The sequence below is a fragment of the Streptococcus sp. HMSC074B11 genome (assembly GCF_001808705.1).
Taxonomy (GTDB): Bacteria; Bacillota; Bacilli; order Lactobacillales; family Streptococcaceae; genus Streptococcus.
In genome coordinates this window covers 26,847-41,505 of sequence record NZ_KV794250.1, presented here as the reverse complement: position 1 = coordinate 41,505, position 14,659 = coordinate 26,847, and the positions used below count along the sequence as shown (strand labels likewise).

General features: G+C 37.2%; 16 protein-coding genes and 1 pseudogene. 10 read left to right on the top strand and 7 right to left on the bottom strand.

The genetic code is table 11. From position 1 onward, the window contains the following. Positions 1-115 precede the first annotated feature (115 nt). From tgt to HMPREF2619_RS02440, 3 genes are all read left to right on the top strand, one after another. Positions 116-1,258 carry a tRNA guanosine(34) transglycosylase Tgt gene (gene tgt, locus HMPREF2619_RS02450; protein WP_070458775.1) on the top strand — a complete coding sequence of 381 codons (1,143 nt, stop codon included), beginning with the start codon at positions 116-118 and terminating at the stop codon, positions 1,256-1,258. Positions 1,259-1,380: 122 nt separating this feature from the next. Further along, positions 1,381-3,198, top strand: a complete 1,818-nt coding sequence (locus HMPREF2619_RS02445) for an acyltransferase family protein (protein ID WP_070458773.1) — start codon at positions 1,381-1,383, stop codon at positions 3,196-3,198. Between the two features lie 263 nt (positions 3,199-3,461). After that, a complete protein-coding gene (locus tag HMPREF2619_RS02440; protein WP_001206377.1) occupies positions 3,462-3,803 on the top strand; it encodes a metal-sulfur cluster assembly factor in 342 nt (113 codons plus the stop codon). Between the two features lie 44 nt (positions 3,804-3,847). On the opposite strand, the gene HMPREF2619_RS02435 is transcribed toward HMPREF2619_RS02440, so the two are convergent. Further along, positions 3,848-4,216 (bottom strand): VOC family protein, encoded by a 369-nt coding sequence (locus HMPREF2619_RS02435; protein ID WP_049502668.1) that lies wholly within the window; start codon positions 4,214-4,216, stop codon positions 3,848-3,850. 105 nt (positions 4,217-4,321) lie between these two features. Further along, positions 4,322-6,025, bottom strand: a complete 1,704-nt coding sequence (gene ilvD, locus HMPREF2619_RS02430; protein WP_049502667.1) for a dihydroxy-acid dehydratase — start codon at positions 6,023-6,025, stop codon at positions 4,322-4,324. A gap of 184 nt (positions 6,026-6,209) precedes the next feature. On the opposite strand from ilvD, the pseudogene HMPREF2619_RS02420 reads away from it, so the two are divergent. The 4 genes and pseudogenes from HMPREF2619_RS02420 (at position 6,210) to rpmG (ending at position 7,916) form a co-directional block, all read left to right on the top strand. After that, positions 6,210-7,217 (top strand): annotated as a pseudogene (locus HMPREF2619_RS02420) (SPFH domain-containing protein). Positions 7,218-7,219: 2 nt separating this feature from the next. Continuing rightward, positions 7,220-7,420, top strand: a complete 201-nt coding sequence (locus HMPREF2619_RS02415; protein WP_000796543.1) for a type II toxin-antitoxin system antitoxin — start codon at positions 7,220-7,222, stop codon at positions 7,418-7,420. A 148-nt stretch (positions 7,421-7,568) separates the two neighbouring features. Then, entirely contained in the window at positions 7,569-7,751 is a 183-nt protein-coding gene (gene rpmF, locus HMPREF2619_RS02410) for a 50S ribosomal protein L32 (protein WP_000290417.1), read from the top strand. A gap of 15 nt (positions 7,752-7,766) precedes the next feature. Continuing rightward, positions 7,767-7,916: a 50S ribosomal protein L33 gene (rpmG, locus tag HMPREF2619_RS02405; protein WP_001265622.1), complete on the top strand. Its 150-nt coding sequence runs from the start codon at positions 7,767-7,769 to the stop codon at positions 7,914-7,916. A gap of 349 nt (positions 7,917-8,265) precedes the next feature. Here rpmG and HMPREF2619_RS11565 read toward each other — a convergent pair whose 3' ends face one another. Both HMPREF2619_RS11565 and HMPREF2619_RS02395 read right to left on the bottom strand, forming a co-directional pair. After that, positions 8,266-9,174: a ribonuclease D gene (locus HMPREF2619_RS11565; protein ID WP_070458768.1), complete on the bottom strand. Its 909-nt coding sequence runs from the start codon at positions 9,172-9,174 to the stop codon at positions 8,266-8,268. A 174-nt stretch (positions 9,175-9,348) separates the two neighbouring features. Further along, the gene (locus HMPREF2619_RS02395; protein ID WP_006146248.1) at positions 9,349-9,651 is read right to left on the bottom strand and encodes an ArsR/SmtB family transcription factor; all 303 of its coding nucleotides are present in this window, start codon (positions 9,649-9,651) and stop codon (positions 9,349-9,351) included. Positions 9,652-9,877: 226 nt separating this feature from the next. Between HMPREF2619_RS02395 and HMPREF2619_RS02390 the strand changes: the two genes are divergently transcribed. After that, positions 9,878-11,032 carry an MFS transporter gene (locus HMPREF2619_RS02390; protein ID WP_070458766.1) on the top strand — a complete coding sequence of 385 codons (1,155 nt, stop codon included), beginning with the start codon at positions 9,878-9,880 and terminating at the stop codon, positions 11,030-11,032. 242 nt (positions 11,033-11,274) lie between these two features. Here the strand turns inward: HMPREF2619_RS02390 and HMPREF2619_RS02385 are convergent, their stop codons facing one another. Both HMPREF2619_RS02385 and HMPREF2619_RS02380 read right to left on the bottom strand, forming a co-directional pair. Then, positions 11,275-11,838: an NAD(P)H-dependent oxidoreductase gene (locus HMPREF2619_RS02385; protein ID WP_070458764.1), complete on the bottom strand. Its 564-nt coding sequence runs from the start codon at positions 11,836-11,838 to the stop codon at positions 11,275-11,277. Beyond that, the gene (locus HMPREF2619_RS02380; protein ID WP_049503230.1) at positions 11,838-12,431 is read right to left on the bottom strand and encodes a TetR/AcrR family transcriptional regulator; all 594 of its coding nucleotides are present in this window, start codon (positions 12,429-12,431) and stop codon (positions 11,838-11,840) included. The genes HMPREF2619_RS02385 and HMPREF2619_RS02380 overlap by 1 nt, the downstream gene beginning before the upstream one ends. Positions 12,432-12,674: 243 nt before the next feature. Between HMPREF2619_RS02380 and HMPREF2619_RS02375 the strand changes: the two genes are divergently transcribed. Both HMPREF2619_RS02375 and HMPREF2619_RS02370 read left to right on the top strand, forming a co-directional pair. After that, a complete protein-coding gene (locus HMPREF2619_RS02375; protein ID WP_000171299.1) occupies positions 12,675-12,863 on the top strand; it encodes a hypothetical protein in 189 nt (62 codons plus the stop codon). Next, positions 12,856-13,467, top strand: a complete 612-nt coding sequence (locus HMPREF2619_RS02370) for a Fic/DOC family protein (RefSeq protein WP_000240414.1) — start codon at positions 12,856-12,858, stop codon at positions 13,465-13,467. Before HMPREF2619_RS02375 ends, HMPREF2619_RS02370 begins: the two co-directional genes overlap by 8 nt. A 192-nt stretch (positions 13,468-13,659) precedes the next feature. Here HMPREF2619_RS02370 and HMPREF2619_RS02365 read toward each other — a convergent pair whose 3' ends face one another. Continuing rightward, positions 13,660-14,415: an SDR family NAD(P)-dependent oxidoreductase gene (locus HMPREF2619_RS02365; protein WP_070458762.1), complete on the bottom strand. Its 756-nt coding sequence runs from the start codon at positions 14,413-14,415 to the stop codon at positions 13,660-13,662. Positions 14,416-14,659: the final 244 nt, after the last annotated feature.

The window sequence follows — 14,659 nt, the reverse complement described above, 5'->3', positions numbered from 1 at the left end:
TCTTTCATTATACCATAGTTAGTGACAGTTCCTGTTTTTTTTGATAGAATCATACAGTATGCCCTTGGGCACAAAGTAAGAACTGGGACTGTCTTTCCCAGCTTCGGAGGTAAAAATGTCAAATTCACCAATCAAATATCGTTTGATTAAAAAAGAAAAACACACGGGAGCTCGTCTGGGTGAGATTATCACGCCACACGGAACCTTCCCAACTCCTATGTTTATGCCAGTTGGGACTCAAGCAACGGTCAAAACCCAATCACCAGAAGAGTTGAAAGAGATGGGTTCAGGGATTATCCTATCTAATACTTATCACTTGTGGCTGCGTCCTGGAGATGAGTTGATTGCTCGAGCAGGTGGGCTTCATAAGTTCATGAACTGGGACCAACCTATCTTGACGGATAGTGGCGGTTTCCAAGTATACTCTCTAGCGGATAGTCGTAACATCACAGAAGAAGGGGTAACGTTCAAGAACCACCTCAATGGTTCTAAAATGTTTCTATCACCTGAAAAAGCCATCTCTATCCAAAACAATCTAGGGTCAGACATTATGATGTCCTTTGACGAATGTCCTCAATTTTATCAGCCTTATGATTATGTGAAGAAGTCAATCGAACGTACCAGCCGTTGGGCTGAGCGTGGATTAAAAGCTCATCGTCGTCCACATGACCAAGGTTTGTTTGGGATTGTACAAGGTGCAGGATTTGAAGATCTTCGTCGTCAGTCAGCTCATGACCTTGTCAGCATGGACTTCCCGGGATACTCTATCGGAGGGTTGGCAGTAGGTGAAACTCATGAAGAGATGAACGCAGTTTTGGACTTCACCACTCAACTCCTTCCTGAAAACAAACCTCGCTACTTGATGGGAGTGGGAGCGCCAGATAGCTTGATTGATGGGGTTATTCGTGGGGTCGATATGTTTGACTGTGTCTTGCCGACCCGTATCGCTCGTAACGGAACTTGTATGACAAGTCAAGGACGTTTGGTTGTAAAAAATGCCCAGTTTGCAGAGGACTTTACACCTCTTGATCCTGAGTGCGATTGCTACACATGTAAGAACTATACCCGTGCCTACCTTCGTCACCTGCTTAAGGCCGATGAAACCTTTGGTATCCGCTTGACAAGTTACCATAACCTTTACTTCTTGCTCAACCTTATGAAGCAGGTTCGTCAAGCGATTATGGATGATAATCTCTTGGAATTCCGTGAGCATTTTGTTGAAAAATATGGCTATAACAAGTCAGGGCGCAATTTCTAAGTAAAGCTCAAATCCTAAGTTTTCTCTTAGGATTTTTCTGCTTTTTTTGATAAAATAAAGGTAATATGGAATGAACATTAGATGGTTTTTTTACTACTCTAATGAACGGAGAATAAACTCGTATGCGTATTAAATGGTTTTCCTTGATTAGGATTACAGGCTTACTCTTGGTGCTTTTGTACCATTTCTTTCAGACGATTTTTCCTGGAGGATTCTTCGGGGTTGACGTCTTTTTCACCTTCTCAGGTTTCCTAATTACATCACTCCTGTTAGAAGAATTTGGACAAAAAGGGAAAATCGATATCTTAGGATTTTTTAGGAGACGCTTCTATCGGATTTTTCCCCCAGTCGTCTTGATGATCCTGGTCGTTATGCCTTTTACTTTCTTGGTTCGACAGGATTATGTGGCAGGAATCGGTGGTCAGATTGCTGGTGTCCTTGGTTTTATGACTAACTTCTATGAAATGCTGACAGGAGGAAGTTATGAATCTCAATTTATCCCTCACCTCTTTGTTCACAACTGGAGTTTAGCGGTTGAAGTTCATTACTATATCTTGTGGGGCTTGGCAGTTTGGCTTATGTCTAAGCAAGCCAAAACAGGTGGGCAACTACGGGGAATGGTTTTTCTACTATCTTCAGCTACCTTCGTCGTTAGCTTTCTTTCAATGTTTATTGGTAGCTTTATCGTTAGCTCATACTCAACGCTTTACTTTTCAAGTTTGACTCATGTTTATCCATTCTTTTTAGGAAGTGTGCTTGCGACCTTGATAGGAGTTCGTCATACGACACCTCTTCTCAAACGTTTGAATCAAACCCTAGACTTGAAACAGACCTTGCTAGTATTTGGGGCTGGTCTCGGAGTTTTACTCTTATTGACCTTCTTTGTGAAATTCAATTATCTCTTTGCCTACTTGCTTGGTTTCTTGTTGGCAAGTTTAGCTGCCCTTCTGATGATCGTTGCAGCACGAGTTTTACATGAGAAAACTCCGACGATTGAAGAACCAAAGGTAATTAGCTTCTTAGCTGATACGAGCTATGCCGTTTATCTTTTCCACTGGCCGTTTTATATCATTTTCTCTCAGTTGATGAGCAATCTACCGGCAGTGATTCTCACCACTATCTTTTCTTATCTCTTTGCAAGCCTTTCTTTCTATGTGATTGAACCTTTCATTGCCGGGAAGAACACTAGTTTATTGCAAAAGGTAAAAGAAATTCCGCATATTCAACCAATCTTTGCGGGTAGCGTCGGTTTTCTTAGCTTGCTGACACTGATTGTGATGCTCATAGCTCCCCAAGTCGGTGCTTTTGAAACGGATTTGATGGTAAATGGCCTCAATCAAGCTCAAACCAATATTACCCGTACAAAAACCATGGCGGATCAAGCAGAAGCCAGTCGCTACAATATTGCTGAAGGTGTATCCATTATCGGAGATTCTGTAACCTTGCGCGCAACACCTGGACTTAAAGAGGTTCTACCAGACGCTCAGACAGATGGTCAAGTAAGCAGAAATACTAAGCAAGCCAATGCTATTATGCTCAACCACAGTCAGAATAAAGTCCTCCCTAAAATAGTTGTTATTGCTACTGGAGTGAATAACCCTGAGGATTATAAGGCTGATATCGATTCTTTGATAACAAATCTACCTAAGGGACATCAGCTTGTACTTGTGACACCTTATGAGGGTGATACAACTCAAGCAACTCAGCCTTATGTAGAACAGTATGCTAGCTATGTGCGTGAAGTAGCTCAAAAGTATCCTTACATTGAGGTTGCAGACTGGAATCAAGTGTCTAAAGATCATCCAGACATCTGGAAAGGAACGGACCAAGTTCACTTTGGAAGTGATAATACCAAATTAGAAGAGGGTGCTAAGCTCTACGCAGAAACGATAGCATCAGCTATCAAGGCCTTGGCAGATAAGCCTGTGAAGTCAAAATAATATCTAAAAAGTAGAGATGACCGTTCTCTACTTTTTCTTTTTAGAAAGTACTTCTTAGAAAATAATTCATTCTCTAAGCTTCTCTCTCTAACCTATGGCAATATCGTCTTACTCTAGGTTATTAGATCTTTGGGTAGTTTGGCTCAACTATGGCAATCTCTAGGCTTTCGTTTTTATGTCGGATCACGTCTTGATTGGGAAAAACTTGCCAAATTGTCAGAATTATGAGAAAATAGGTGCAGTCAGAAAATGGAGGGAATGCAATGAGAGAAGACATCAAGATTAATGACCGTGCTTTAGCATTAGGAAATCAAATCATTGACAAGCTAGAAAAAGTTTACGATACAGATGTGGAATTAGATGTCTATAATCTTGGCTTGATTTACGAGATTCATTTGGACGAGGCTGGTCTTTGTACAATTGTCATGACCTTCACCGATACAGCCTGTGACTGTGCAGAAAGTTTACCTATTGAAATTGTGGCAGGTCTGAAACAGATTGAAGGAATTGAGGATGTTAGGGTTAAAGTTACCTGGTCACCTGCCTGGAAGATTACACGCATCAGTCGCTATGGACGTATAGCACTTGGACTACCACCGCGCTAATAACAAAAAGGCTCTCTGCTAATAAACAGAGAGCCTTTTTGTTATTAGATTCCTCTAACTGCAAAATAGTGTCCGCTTGAATTTGCAAAGTTAAAGTTAGGGAAAGGTTGAGTATTGATCGAACTAGTGGTATCAGTCACTGCAGCTAGGCGTTTATGAAGACCGTGAAGATCTGCTGACTCAAAGAGTAGGCTGGGTTTCATATCAACTACCTCCGGTGATACTTGACGAATAAAATCCTTAGCATAGATAGTGAAAGTCAGCGTACTGTCAGCGTGAGGTTTCATCTCAAAAGTTTCAAATTCCATTATTTCTGGTTGATTAAAAACTTCAAATCCAATGGCAGACCAAAAGTCTCTCTCCACTGCTACATCATCTACGTAGAGCATAATTCCTGTATTTTGTGAAAACATTGTTTCTCCTTTGTAATCATAGTTAGAGCAAAGATTTTATAACATTCTATGAGAAAATACAAATAACTAGAAAAAGCAGTCATTTAGCGACTGCTTATTTTCTAGTTATTTTTTACCAGATTGTTCCATATTCCAGAAATCTGTAACGGCACCGCGTGATGCAGAAGATACGGTATGGGCATACTTACCAAGGACACCACGGCTATAGAGTGGTGGCAAGGTTGTTTCTGCCTTGCGTTTTTCAAGTTCTTCTTCCGATACGGCCATGGAAATTTCTTTGGTATCTTGGTCAACCGTAACGATATCACCTGTACGAAGGTAAGCAATCGGTCCACCATCCTGAGCTTCAGGGGCGATATGTCCGACAACCAGACCATAAGTACCACCAGAGAAGCGTCCATCTGTCAAGAGGGCAACCTTGTCTCCTTGGCCTTTACCAACGATCATTGAAGAAAGTGAGAGCATCTCAGGCATACCAGGACCACCCTTAGGTCCAACGAAACGAACAACGACAACATCGCCATCAACGATTTCATCTGACAAGACAGCTTGGATAGCATCTTCTTCAGAGTCAAAGACCTTGGCTGGACCAACGTGACGACGAACCTTAACACCTGACACCTTGGCAACTGCACCGTCAGGAGCAAGATTACCGTTCAAGATGATAAGCGGACCATCTGCACGTTTTGGATTTTCAAGTGGCATGATAACTTTTTGACCTGGTGTGAGGTCTGCAAAGTCAGCCAAGTTTTCAGCAACAGTCTTACCAGTACATGTGATACGGTCTCCGTGAAGGAAGCCATTTGCCAGCAAATACTTCATAACCGCAGGCACACCACCAACTTCGTAAAGGTCTTGGAAGACATACTGACCAGAAGGTTTCAAATCGGCCAAGTGAGGCACACGTTCTTGGATGGTATTAAAGTCCTCAAGTGACAAGTCAACATTAGCTGCGTGGGCAATAGCAAGCAAGTGAAGAGTGGCATTTGTAGAACCACCTAGAGCCATAGTCACAGTAATGGCATCTTCAAAGGCTTCACGAGTCAAGATATCTGATGGTTTGAGACCGAGCTCCAGCATCTTAACAACAGCACGTCCTGCTGCTTCGATGTCTTCTTTCTTGTCAGCTGATTCAGCTGGGTGAGATGAAGAACCTGGCAAACTCATACCGAGAACTTCGATAGCTGTCGCCATGGTATTAGCAGTATACATACCACCACAACCACCAGGGCCAGGGCAGGCATTACATTCCAGACGTTTCACATCCTCAGCTGTCATATCACCGTGGTTCCACTTACCGATTCCTTCAAATACAGAAACCAAGTCGATGTCTTTGCCATCCAGTTTTCCAGGGGCGATAGTACCACCGTAAGCGAAAATAGCTGGGATATCCATATTGGCAATAGCAATCATAGAACCAGGCATGTTCTTGTCACAGCCACCGATAGCCACAAAGGCATCCACGTTGTGACCACCCATAGCAGCTTCGATAGAATCCGCAATGATATCACGTGACGTTAGAGAGAAGCGCATACCAGGCGTTCCCATGGCAATCCCGTCTGCTACCGTAATGGTTCCAAATTGAACCGGCCAAGCACCAGCAGATTTGACACCTTCTTTTGCAAGCTTACCGAAGTCATGCAAGTGGATATTACATGGTGTATTTTCTGCCCAAGTCGAAATGACTCCCACAATTGGTGTTTCAAAGTCCTTATCTGTCATACCAGTCGCACGAAGCATGGCACGGTTTGGTGATTTAACCATGCTGTCATAAATGCTACTGCGGTGACGTTTATCTAATTCTGTCATTAAGTTCCCTCCCATTTCAGTTTTTACCATTATAGCATATTTTAAAAACAATGAACAGAAGAAAATTCTTGAATTTTCAGACAATTCAAACCATTGAAATCTTCTTAAAAAAGATTGCATATTTTTGTTGACATTTAAAATTAAAGTGATATCATTTAGATATCAAATATGGGAGGTCATTCTGATGACTGAAAAACTAATCAATTCAAAACCAAATGGTGTAGTAGCATTGATACTTATCGAGTTGGCACTCGTACTTGGTGTCTTTATATTTATCATGGGTGCTGGTTCAGAAAACATTTTTGGAATTATTATCGGACTTTTATTAATCTTAATTTCAGTTCTAGCTCATGCTGGTTTAAAAGTTGTCAAACCTCAGGAAGCTCTGGTTTTGACCCTCTTTGGTAATTATACAGGTACCATCAAAGAACCTGGTTTTTACTTTGTCAATCCCTTCAGTATAGCGGTCAATCCTGCAATCCACACTCGACTCTGACAAAGTGGCGATGTTAGCACAAAATCTCCTTTTTCAGGGATGAAATCATCAAATGGCAATGATGTTAGCCTTGAAATTGGCAAGAAACAGATTTCTCTCAAAGTTATGACTTTGAGTAATTCTCGTCAAAAGATTAACGATTGTTTAGGTAACCCTGTTGAAATCGGAATCGCGGTAACTTGGAGAGTTGTCGATACAGCCAAAGCAGTCTTCAACGTAGATAACTATAAAGAATATCTTTCATTGCAGTGTGATAGCGCCCTCCGTAATATTGTCCGCATCTATCCTTACGATGTATCTCCTAATGTGGATACTACAGGTGATGGGCAAGCCGATGAAGGAAGCCTCCGTGGTTCTAGTGAGATTGTAGCTAAACGTATTCGTGAGGAAATTCAAAGTCGTGTAGAGGACGCTGGTTTGGAAATCCTTGAAGCACGTATTACATACCTAGCTTATGCACCAGAAATTGCTGCCGTCATGCTTCAACGTCAACAAGCATCTGCTATTATCGATGCACGTAAGATGATTGTAGACGGCGCTGTAGGAATGGTTGAAATGGCACTGGAACGTCTCAATGAAGGAGAGTTGGTTGAACTAGATGAAGAGCGTAAAGCAGCGATGGTTTCCAATCTCCTAGTCGTTCTCTGTGGCAATCATGATGCACAACCAATTGTCAATGCAGGAAGCCTTTATTAGAAATGGCAGAAGCTAAAAAAAAGCAAATCCCCCTTCGACTCTCGAATAAGTTATATGCTGCACTCGCATCATGGGCAGAAGATGACTTCCGATCAGTTAACGGGCAAATTGAATATCTTCTCACCGAATGCGTCAAACAACGGAAAAAAGACGGAAAATACGTCTCAGAAACCATTGATGAACCATTCGAGATTGATATTTAGTCTATTTTCCTATCCATAAGATTGGATAGGAAAATTTTTTTATCTTTTTTTGTCAAGTAACTTTACTTTACAAAAAAGTTTTGATATACTATTAAAGTTGATGAAAATCAAACCTAACTGAATTTATATCTTAAAAGGAGAAATCAAAATGGCAGTACCTGCACGTCGCACTTCAAAAGCGAAGAAAAACAAACGTCGTACACACTACAAAGTAACAGCTCCATCTGTAAACTTTGACGAAACTACTGGAGATTACTCACGTTCTCACCGTGTATCACTTAAAGGATACTACAAAGGACGTAAGATCGCTAAAGCTGCATCAGCTGAATAATAGAAGGGAGATACCATGCGCGTAAATATTACACTTGAACACAAAGAATCTGGTGAACGCTTGTACCTTACTTCTAAAAACAAACGTAACACTCCAGACCGTCTTCAATTGAAGAAATACTCACCAAAACTTCGCAAACACGTTGTGTTTACAGAGGTGAAATAGGGATTCACTACACGTCAATAGATGTGAGGAACCTTGATTTTAAGCGATTCTTGAAATTCTAAATTTCACTACATTGCAATATAAATCAACCGAATCACTACCTTTTTCACTACCTTTTTTGAAATAAGAATAATGATTCGGATATGTAAAAGAAGAGGAGCTTTATTGTGAAGCTCCTCTTTTTTATTTGTTCTTTTACTTACAAATCGTAAGACCTGGTTTGACAAGGCTTTATTTTAAGCAATTTTAAAACAGCTTTACATCAAATTCTAGCAGACTTGTACTGCTTTTTTTATTTCAAAAAATTTGTATAAGTTTTATTGAATTAGGGAAATTTCAAGTAAACAACTTAGCTGTTATTACCCTCGAATAGAGTTCCCCACTTAGTGATTGATAATGGGAGTATGGGTTTATTTTTCTTGTAAAAATCTAATAGGTCATCATTAGTTATTCGAACCACATTGCCAATCTGATTTAGATTGATTATTTTAGGTGCATACAGATATACTATATACCCATCCTCAACATATCTATTGAATTCTAAAGCATCCAATTCCTTAGCTTTTTTCCCCTTTACTTGAAGCACCGCTTTTCTAAGATTACAAACATCCCTAGAAATCATTTCACACTCGATCTTAATTGTAGTGGATTTATTTGCTATTGAATTAGACAGAACATAATAGTTCTCTTTTATTTGTAAATAAGATATTACAAGTTCCTCTAAGTCAAAATCTGGTAGATTATCCAAAAGATTACCCTCTTGTTGAATAACCTTATAATATTTACTGCTTGATAATTGATTAAAAATCGTTTTCGAATACTCAATTATTATTCCATCACGAATTTTTTCAACAGTACCACCCCGAGGTCTATTGAAAGACGATTTAATTTGGCCAGGTACTTGCATTCCAAAATTATAAGCTTCGACTGGTAAGACTGCTCCAATATCCAACCGTTTATCACATACTACTTCAACAGGCGATATAACTCTACAAATCCAGTAATTACCATCCAGATCTCGTGTCCAGAATAAGTCGTCTACTTTAGCATCCCTAAAAACGTTAATTGCTGGATTAGCTCTTCCAGATATCTCTTTAACCCTGTAATAATACTCTTGAAAGCTCTCGCGATAGAGATCTTCACTTTGACTACTCCAACCAATAGCAACATACTGTTTTTTTCTATTTAAACAGAAATCTACCAATCCCTGCCTGAAATCAGTCCCAGTCTTCAAATGTAATCTTGCTACATAATCCATGAATTTTGCCTCACCTAAGGATATAATGTTTATTTTTTTAATTTCCTAAATTATCAAACACCATACCAAGTTTTTCTGAGTTACATGACATGAAAAATCTAACTTAATTTGACAATTTAGGTATACCTCCCCGTTAACACAAAAAAACTACTGGTCTAGTTGAAATGCATTTGCTTATTTGTCTAAAGAATTAAGAAAGCCAGGTAAGAAAGTATCAAATGTCTCATGATTTAACTTTACAAATTTATTCTGACCTACTTTTCTTGTTGTAGTAAGACCAGCTTCTCGCAAAGTTTTAAAATGATACGAAGCAGCTGATTTACTAATAATGAGCAAATCGCCAATTTCTCCACAACTTAGTTCAGTATTCGCTCTGTACAGTAATCTAATAATTTTTAGACGAACATTATCTGCTAATGCTTTAAAAATTTTAACTCTTAAATCATCTTCGCTAAGGTTATATTGTTTCATAGTCATAAAGTAATTTTACTATTGAAATAAACACTTGTCAATTTTTTGTACGGCCGTCGTTGACTTTTCTGCATTATAGTGATAATATAAAATTTAATAGTTCAATAATTGTTTAACTATTAAATTTAAAAAGGAGGTGTTTTATGAAACAGAACTGGATAGCCATTATTACGTAAAGTATATATTTATAACTTATAACAAAAATATTCTTAGAAAGTGATGTTAATATACAATGAAAAAATACTCTCTTTTGTTCTTCTTAACAATGTTCATTATAGGAACTGATACATTTTTAATTTCTCCACTGCTTCCAACTTTAGCAAACCTATATAATATAAATTCTTCAGTTTCTGGTTGGATGGTCAGCGCATATGCAATAGGTTATGCTGTATTTGCCCTTATATCAGGCCCAATTTCAGATGGTCGTGATAGAAAAAAAGTAATGACTTATGGGCTGATTGCTTTTACCATTTCAACTTTTCTATGTGGTTTTGCAACAAGTTTTCCTTTAATGCTCCTTTTTCGCTTATTTGCAGGTATCAGTGCTTCATTTGTAACTCCACAAGTTTGGGCTTCAATTCCTATTGTTGTTGATAAAAAGTATATTGTGCAGGTTATGGGATATGCGACCGCTGGTTTATCCGTTTCTCAAATGGCTGGGGTACCTATTGGTGGCTATCTGGCAAACTTTTCTTGGCAAACTCCCTTTTATACGATTGCGTTTGCTTCCTTAATACTTCTCATTTTAATCCATATTTTTCTACCAAAACTTGAAATTGGAAAAGCAAATAGAATTTCTTTTACAGAGGCTTATAAAAATGTCCTAACTAATAAAAAATCAGTTAGTTATCTAATTGCTTATTTTGTTTTTCAAACAGGTTCTTTTACAGCCATTACCTTTATATCTACATGGTTTACCAATGACTTTAATATGAGTTTAACTAACATTAGTACTGCAATTATAGCTATTGGTGCGGGTAACTTATTGGGGTCTTTATTTGGAAGTCAATTGGTTAAAAGATTTGGTTTACAAAGAACTTTTAAAACTGAATTACTTACATTAATTATCCTCTATCTTATTCTACCTTTTGCTAATAATTTTTGGGTAGCCGAAATTTTATTAACAATTATCTATATAAATAATGGATTTATTTTTCCTTTGTTTATGACGACTTTGCAAGGTACTGTTGAAAATGCACGAAGTACGATTTCTTCATTATCAAATGCAGTAATGTATTTAGGTGAAACAATTGCAGGTATAGTGGGAGGAGTTCTCTTTGTGAAATTTACAGGATTCTCAGGAATTTCTGTTTTCGCAGCTATTATGATTACCTTATCATGGTTATTGTATGCACAAGCAGGGGCGTTTAAGAAAGATAAATCTTAATCTCAATATTTTAATTCTAAAAACAATATAAAATAAAGAGGCTGGGACAAAAGTCCGATCTCAAATATAAAAAGCGAACAAAACTAGTTTTCTGGTAATCAGAATTCTGCTTTGTTCGCTTTTCGCATTTAATTATAGATTTGAAGGGCTTAGTAATTAAGATTTTTAAAAATTGAAATCTTTTTGTCCCAGCCTCTTTACCCATCTTCTGTATGCTCTATCATGACTTGTAACGCACGTTTTTAAATCCTTTTGGTTATCTGTGCGATTTTTTCGAGTTCTTCTTTCCGTTGACGATCACTCATATACTCCACTCGTGTAACTTGTGTCATTTTAACCGGTTTAATACCACAGGGTTTCAAGATTTGAGATTTTAGAACCTTTGCGTAGTCTTGAGAAAAAGGAAGAAAAATTTTTGGCGTATTATGCGTCGTAATGATCCACGCTTTTCCATCTAGTTGCCCCACCGGACCTCGAGGTCCATTCTGATAAGCAAAACCTGCAACAAAAACACGATCAATAAAACCTTTTAAAATAGCTGGCATTCCACTCCACCAAGTAGGGAAAATAAAAATCAACTGATCCGCCCAACTCAATAAATCTCTATACGGTTTCATGTCTTCATTATGCTGTAAATCTCTCCTTTTATGCCTTTCATCAAAACGTAAAACCGGATCAAAGTTTTCTTTATATAAGTCTACTATTTTAACCTCATGCTCTGGTGCTAAATGCTTTTGCACAGTTTGAAGGATTGATGCATTATAACTTGTTTCATTCGGATGTGAATAGATTATTAAAACATTCATCAGCTATCTCCTTTTATATAAATATCAAGCATCGTTCTGACGGTCTTTTGAACATCATTTTCTTTAAAGCTTTCTCCAACAGGACTCCTTACCAATAGAGCCAAACCAGCAATAAAACTCCAAAAATGGATCAAAATTTCTGCGTCACCACTAGAAAGATTTTCCTCATCTTTAAGTCTTAACGCTACCGACTTAAAATGTTCAAATCCTGGTAAAGAGGAGTTGACTGAAATAGTTTCCTGGGATAACTCCATATAGTTATATGGAAATTTGATAAATAATGCTTCAAATAGATAGGTTTCCTCTTGGGCAAACCTTACAAAGTTACAGCCCATCAGAGTTAGTTGAGTTCTTGCATCTATGGAAGTATCAATTCCAAGTATCATATTTTTCAAAAAGAACATTGATAAGTGTTCCATAACAACTTGAATATATCTATCTTTACTTCCAAAATGCTTATAGGGAGCTCCATGAGTCACCCCACATTTTTGAGCTATTGTACGCATAGACATCCGGTCAATCCCGTTAGTTCTGATTTCTTCAATGCCGACCGAAATTAACTTTTCTTTCAGTTCTTCCGTATTCCGTTTCATTTGACCACCTTTCCTTATCGAAGTATACGTTGTCTACTTTTTATAAAGTATACACCGTCTACTTATATTTGTCAAATAAAAAAATACTCAAAACTTTCCTTAGGAGTGTTTCTAAGATGACCTTATCTTCAATCCAAAAGGCTGAGACAAATCGTCTCAGCCTTTAATAACAGTCTCTATCCTTTAGGTGAAAATACCGATTTTATGGTATAATAAGGGTAACTCTATACAAGGAGGTGTGCCATGACTCTTGATGTAAATAAAGAAGAATTAACAATTTTAGGAATTCCCTTTGATAACTTTTCAGATTTTGATACTGTCTGGTATGCTATTGGGTCATCAATGATTGAAAATTATGAACCTACTGTTCAAGATGTGATTGATTTAAAAACTTATGTTATCAACAAACGAAAGGAATTGAATATTGGTTAAAAATCAATACGAAGGCTATGAGTACATTGACCCCAATCACCAATATACCTATCCAAATTCTACAGTCTTAATCAACAAACAAAATATTACAAATATTGAAGAAGCCTATCGGAATGAGCATTTATTCGTTACTAAAAGGCTTGCAGACTTGCGCTTGAAAACCATTGAAGTATATTCCATTAGTGATATTTTAGCCATTCATAAATATTTATTTCAAGATGTCTATGCTTGGGCGGGGCAATTTCGCAAGGTGAATATCTCAAAAAATGGGAATCCTTTTATGTCAATACAATCTTTCAGTACTGCCCAAGTATATATAAACCGCCTTATTCATACCTATTATCAAACTGCTAATTCAAAAGATGGGATTATTAAACAATTAGCAAAAATTCTTGATAATCTTAATTATTTCCATCCCTTCCGAGAAGGTAATGGACGAACTCAACGAGAAGTTATTCGTTCCTTAGCACTGTCAAAAGGATATTCTGCACAAATACGTGTGGAGCAAGATGACGAGGTTTACAATCTTTATATGGACGGAACAGTCTATGGAGATTTAAGAAAGTTAGAAGAACTACTTGGTAAAATACTGGAAAAATTGTAAATTAGTCTACAAAAATACTTCTATATTTTTAAATATCCTAAATATCACAGAAAATTATAACTTACCAAGGTTTAAATCATAATAGATAGACAAAAAGCTTCTGAAATCTAACATTTCAGAAGCTTTTTTCTTGTCATAAAATGGCTACAACTATTATTATTCAATACATATTATATCTATTTATTAAAATAATTAATAATTAAGTAGTGGTCCGCTAAGATGAAATTCAAAATTTGTAACATCAACTAAACCAACAACTTTGTCACTTTGATATAATTCCATCAAAAATTGTGCCATCTCTTCACTTGTGTGATATTTAGCAAAATGCTCATCATAATCATATTCTTTAGAATCTGTAGCAACTTGACCGAATTCCGTTTTTGTGGCAGCTGGAGCTAAAACCTTAGCTTTTAATTGATGTTGATTTGCCTCTAGTTCCAATGCCAAGCCTTCTGTAAAAGCACTGACATAAAATTTACTTGCACAGTATGTAACTGCATTTGGAACCATCATGTATCCGCCTCTAGATGATAAGTTAATCAATTGAGCGCCTTTACAATCTTTATAATCTCTCACATATAGAGTTGATAGAATTGTTAAAGCTTCAATGTTTAGATGGATTAATGTTATTATCTTTTCTAAATCTTGAGATTCAACCTTATCATAATTTCCAAAACCAGCATTATTTATTAGCGTAGTAATGTGATATTTTTTCAAGCTTTCATAAAGAGCAAAAACATTACTGGACTTCGATAAATCAACAACTTTAATAACAACATCTAAATCCGGATAATGGTTCAAAATATCTTGCTTCAATTTTTCTAGTCGTTCTTGACGCCGAGCAATTAAAATAAGATTCGTTCCTAATTTTGCAAATTGTCTTGCTGTCTCCGCTCCTATACCAGCACTGGCTCCAGTAATACAAGTATAATTCTTCGTTTGTTCCATACTATTTTCTCCTTTACAGATTGCTATTTGCATTTTTTATAAGAGTCGCTGCTCCCATCAAGGTTCTTGACAGCCTTATCACTAAGCCCCTTTGGAGCTCTCTATTCCTTCAAACCAATTTTTCGTCTATATGGTATTACCTCCTCTCCTAGCTTTATATCAAATTCCTTTGATACTATGTATTTTACATAGTAAAGCGCACTTTATGTCAAGAGAAAACTGAAAATTTTTTAATTTTTTAAAA

What these genes read in the sequence shown, in the direction of transcription:
- tgt (WP_070458775.1), top strand. Translation starts at nt 116, where the DNA reads ATGTCAAATTCACCAATCAAATATCGTTTGATTAAAAAAGAAAAACAC.
- HMPREF2619_RS02445 (WP_070458773.1), top strand. Translation starts at nt 1,381, where the DNA reads ATGCGTATTAAATGGTTTTCCTTGATTAGGATTACAGGCTTACTCTTG.
- HMPREF2619_RS02440 (WP_001206377.1), top strand. Translation starts at nt 3,462, where the DNA reads ATGAGAGAAGACATCAAGATTAATGACCGTGCTTTAGCATTAGGAAAT.
- HMPREF2619_RS02435 (WP_049502668.1), bottom strand. Translation starts at nt 4,216, where the DNA reads ATGTTTTCACAAAATACAGGAATTATGCTCTACGTAGATGATGTAGCA.
- ilvD (WP_049502667.1), bottom strand. Translation starts at nt 6,025, where the DNA reads ATGACAGAATTAGATAAACGTCACCGCAGTAGCATTTATGACAGCATG.
- HMPREF2619_RS02415 (WP_000796543.1), top strand. Translation starts at nt 7,220, where the DNA reads ATGGCAGAAGCTAAAAAAAAGCAAATCCCCCTTCGACTCTCGAATAAG.
- rpmF (WP_000290417.1), top strand. Translation starts at nt 7,569, where the DNA reads ATGGCAGTACCTGCACGTCGCACTTCAAAAGCGAAGAAAAACAAACGT.
- rpmG (WP_001265622.1), top strand. Translation starts at nt 7,767, where the DNA reads ATGCGCGTAAATATTACACTTGAACACAAAGAATCTGGTGAACGCTTG.
- HMPREF2619_RS11565 (WP_070458768.1), bottom strand. Translation starts at nt 9,174, where the DNA reads ATGGATTATGTAGCAAGATTACATTTGAAGACTGGGACTGATTTCAGG.
- HMPREF2619_RS02395 (WP_006146248.1), bottom strand. Translation starts at nt 9,651, where the DNA reads ATGACTATGAAACAATATAACCTTAGCGAAGATGATTTAAGAGTTAAA.
- HMPREF2619_RS02390 (WP_070458766.1), top strand. Translation starts at nt 9,878, where the DNA reads ATGAAAAAATACTCTCTTTTGTTCTTCTTAACAATGTTCATTATAGGA.
- HMPREF2619_RS02385 (WP_070458764.1), bottom strand. Translation starts at nt 11,838, where the DNA reads ATGAATGTTTTAATAATCTATTCACATCCGAATGAAACAAGTTATAAT.
- HMPREF2619_RS02380 (WP_049503230.1), bottom strand. Translation starts at nt 12,431, where the DNA reads ATGAAACGGAATACGGAAGAACTGAAAGAAAAGTTAATTTCGGTCGGC.
- HMPREF2619_RS02375 (WP_000171299.1), top strand. Translation starts at nt 12,675, where the DNA reads ATGACTCTTGATGTAAATAAAGAAGAATTAACAATTTTAGGAATTCCC.
- HMPREF2619_RS02365 (WP_070458762.1), bottom strand. Translation starts at nt 14,415, where the DNA reads ATGGAACAAACGAAGAATTATACTTGTATTACTGGAGCCAGTGCTGGT.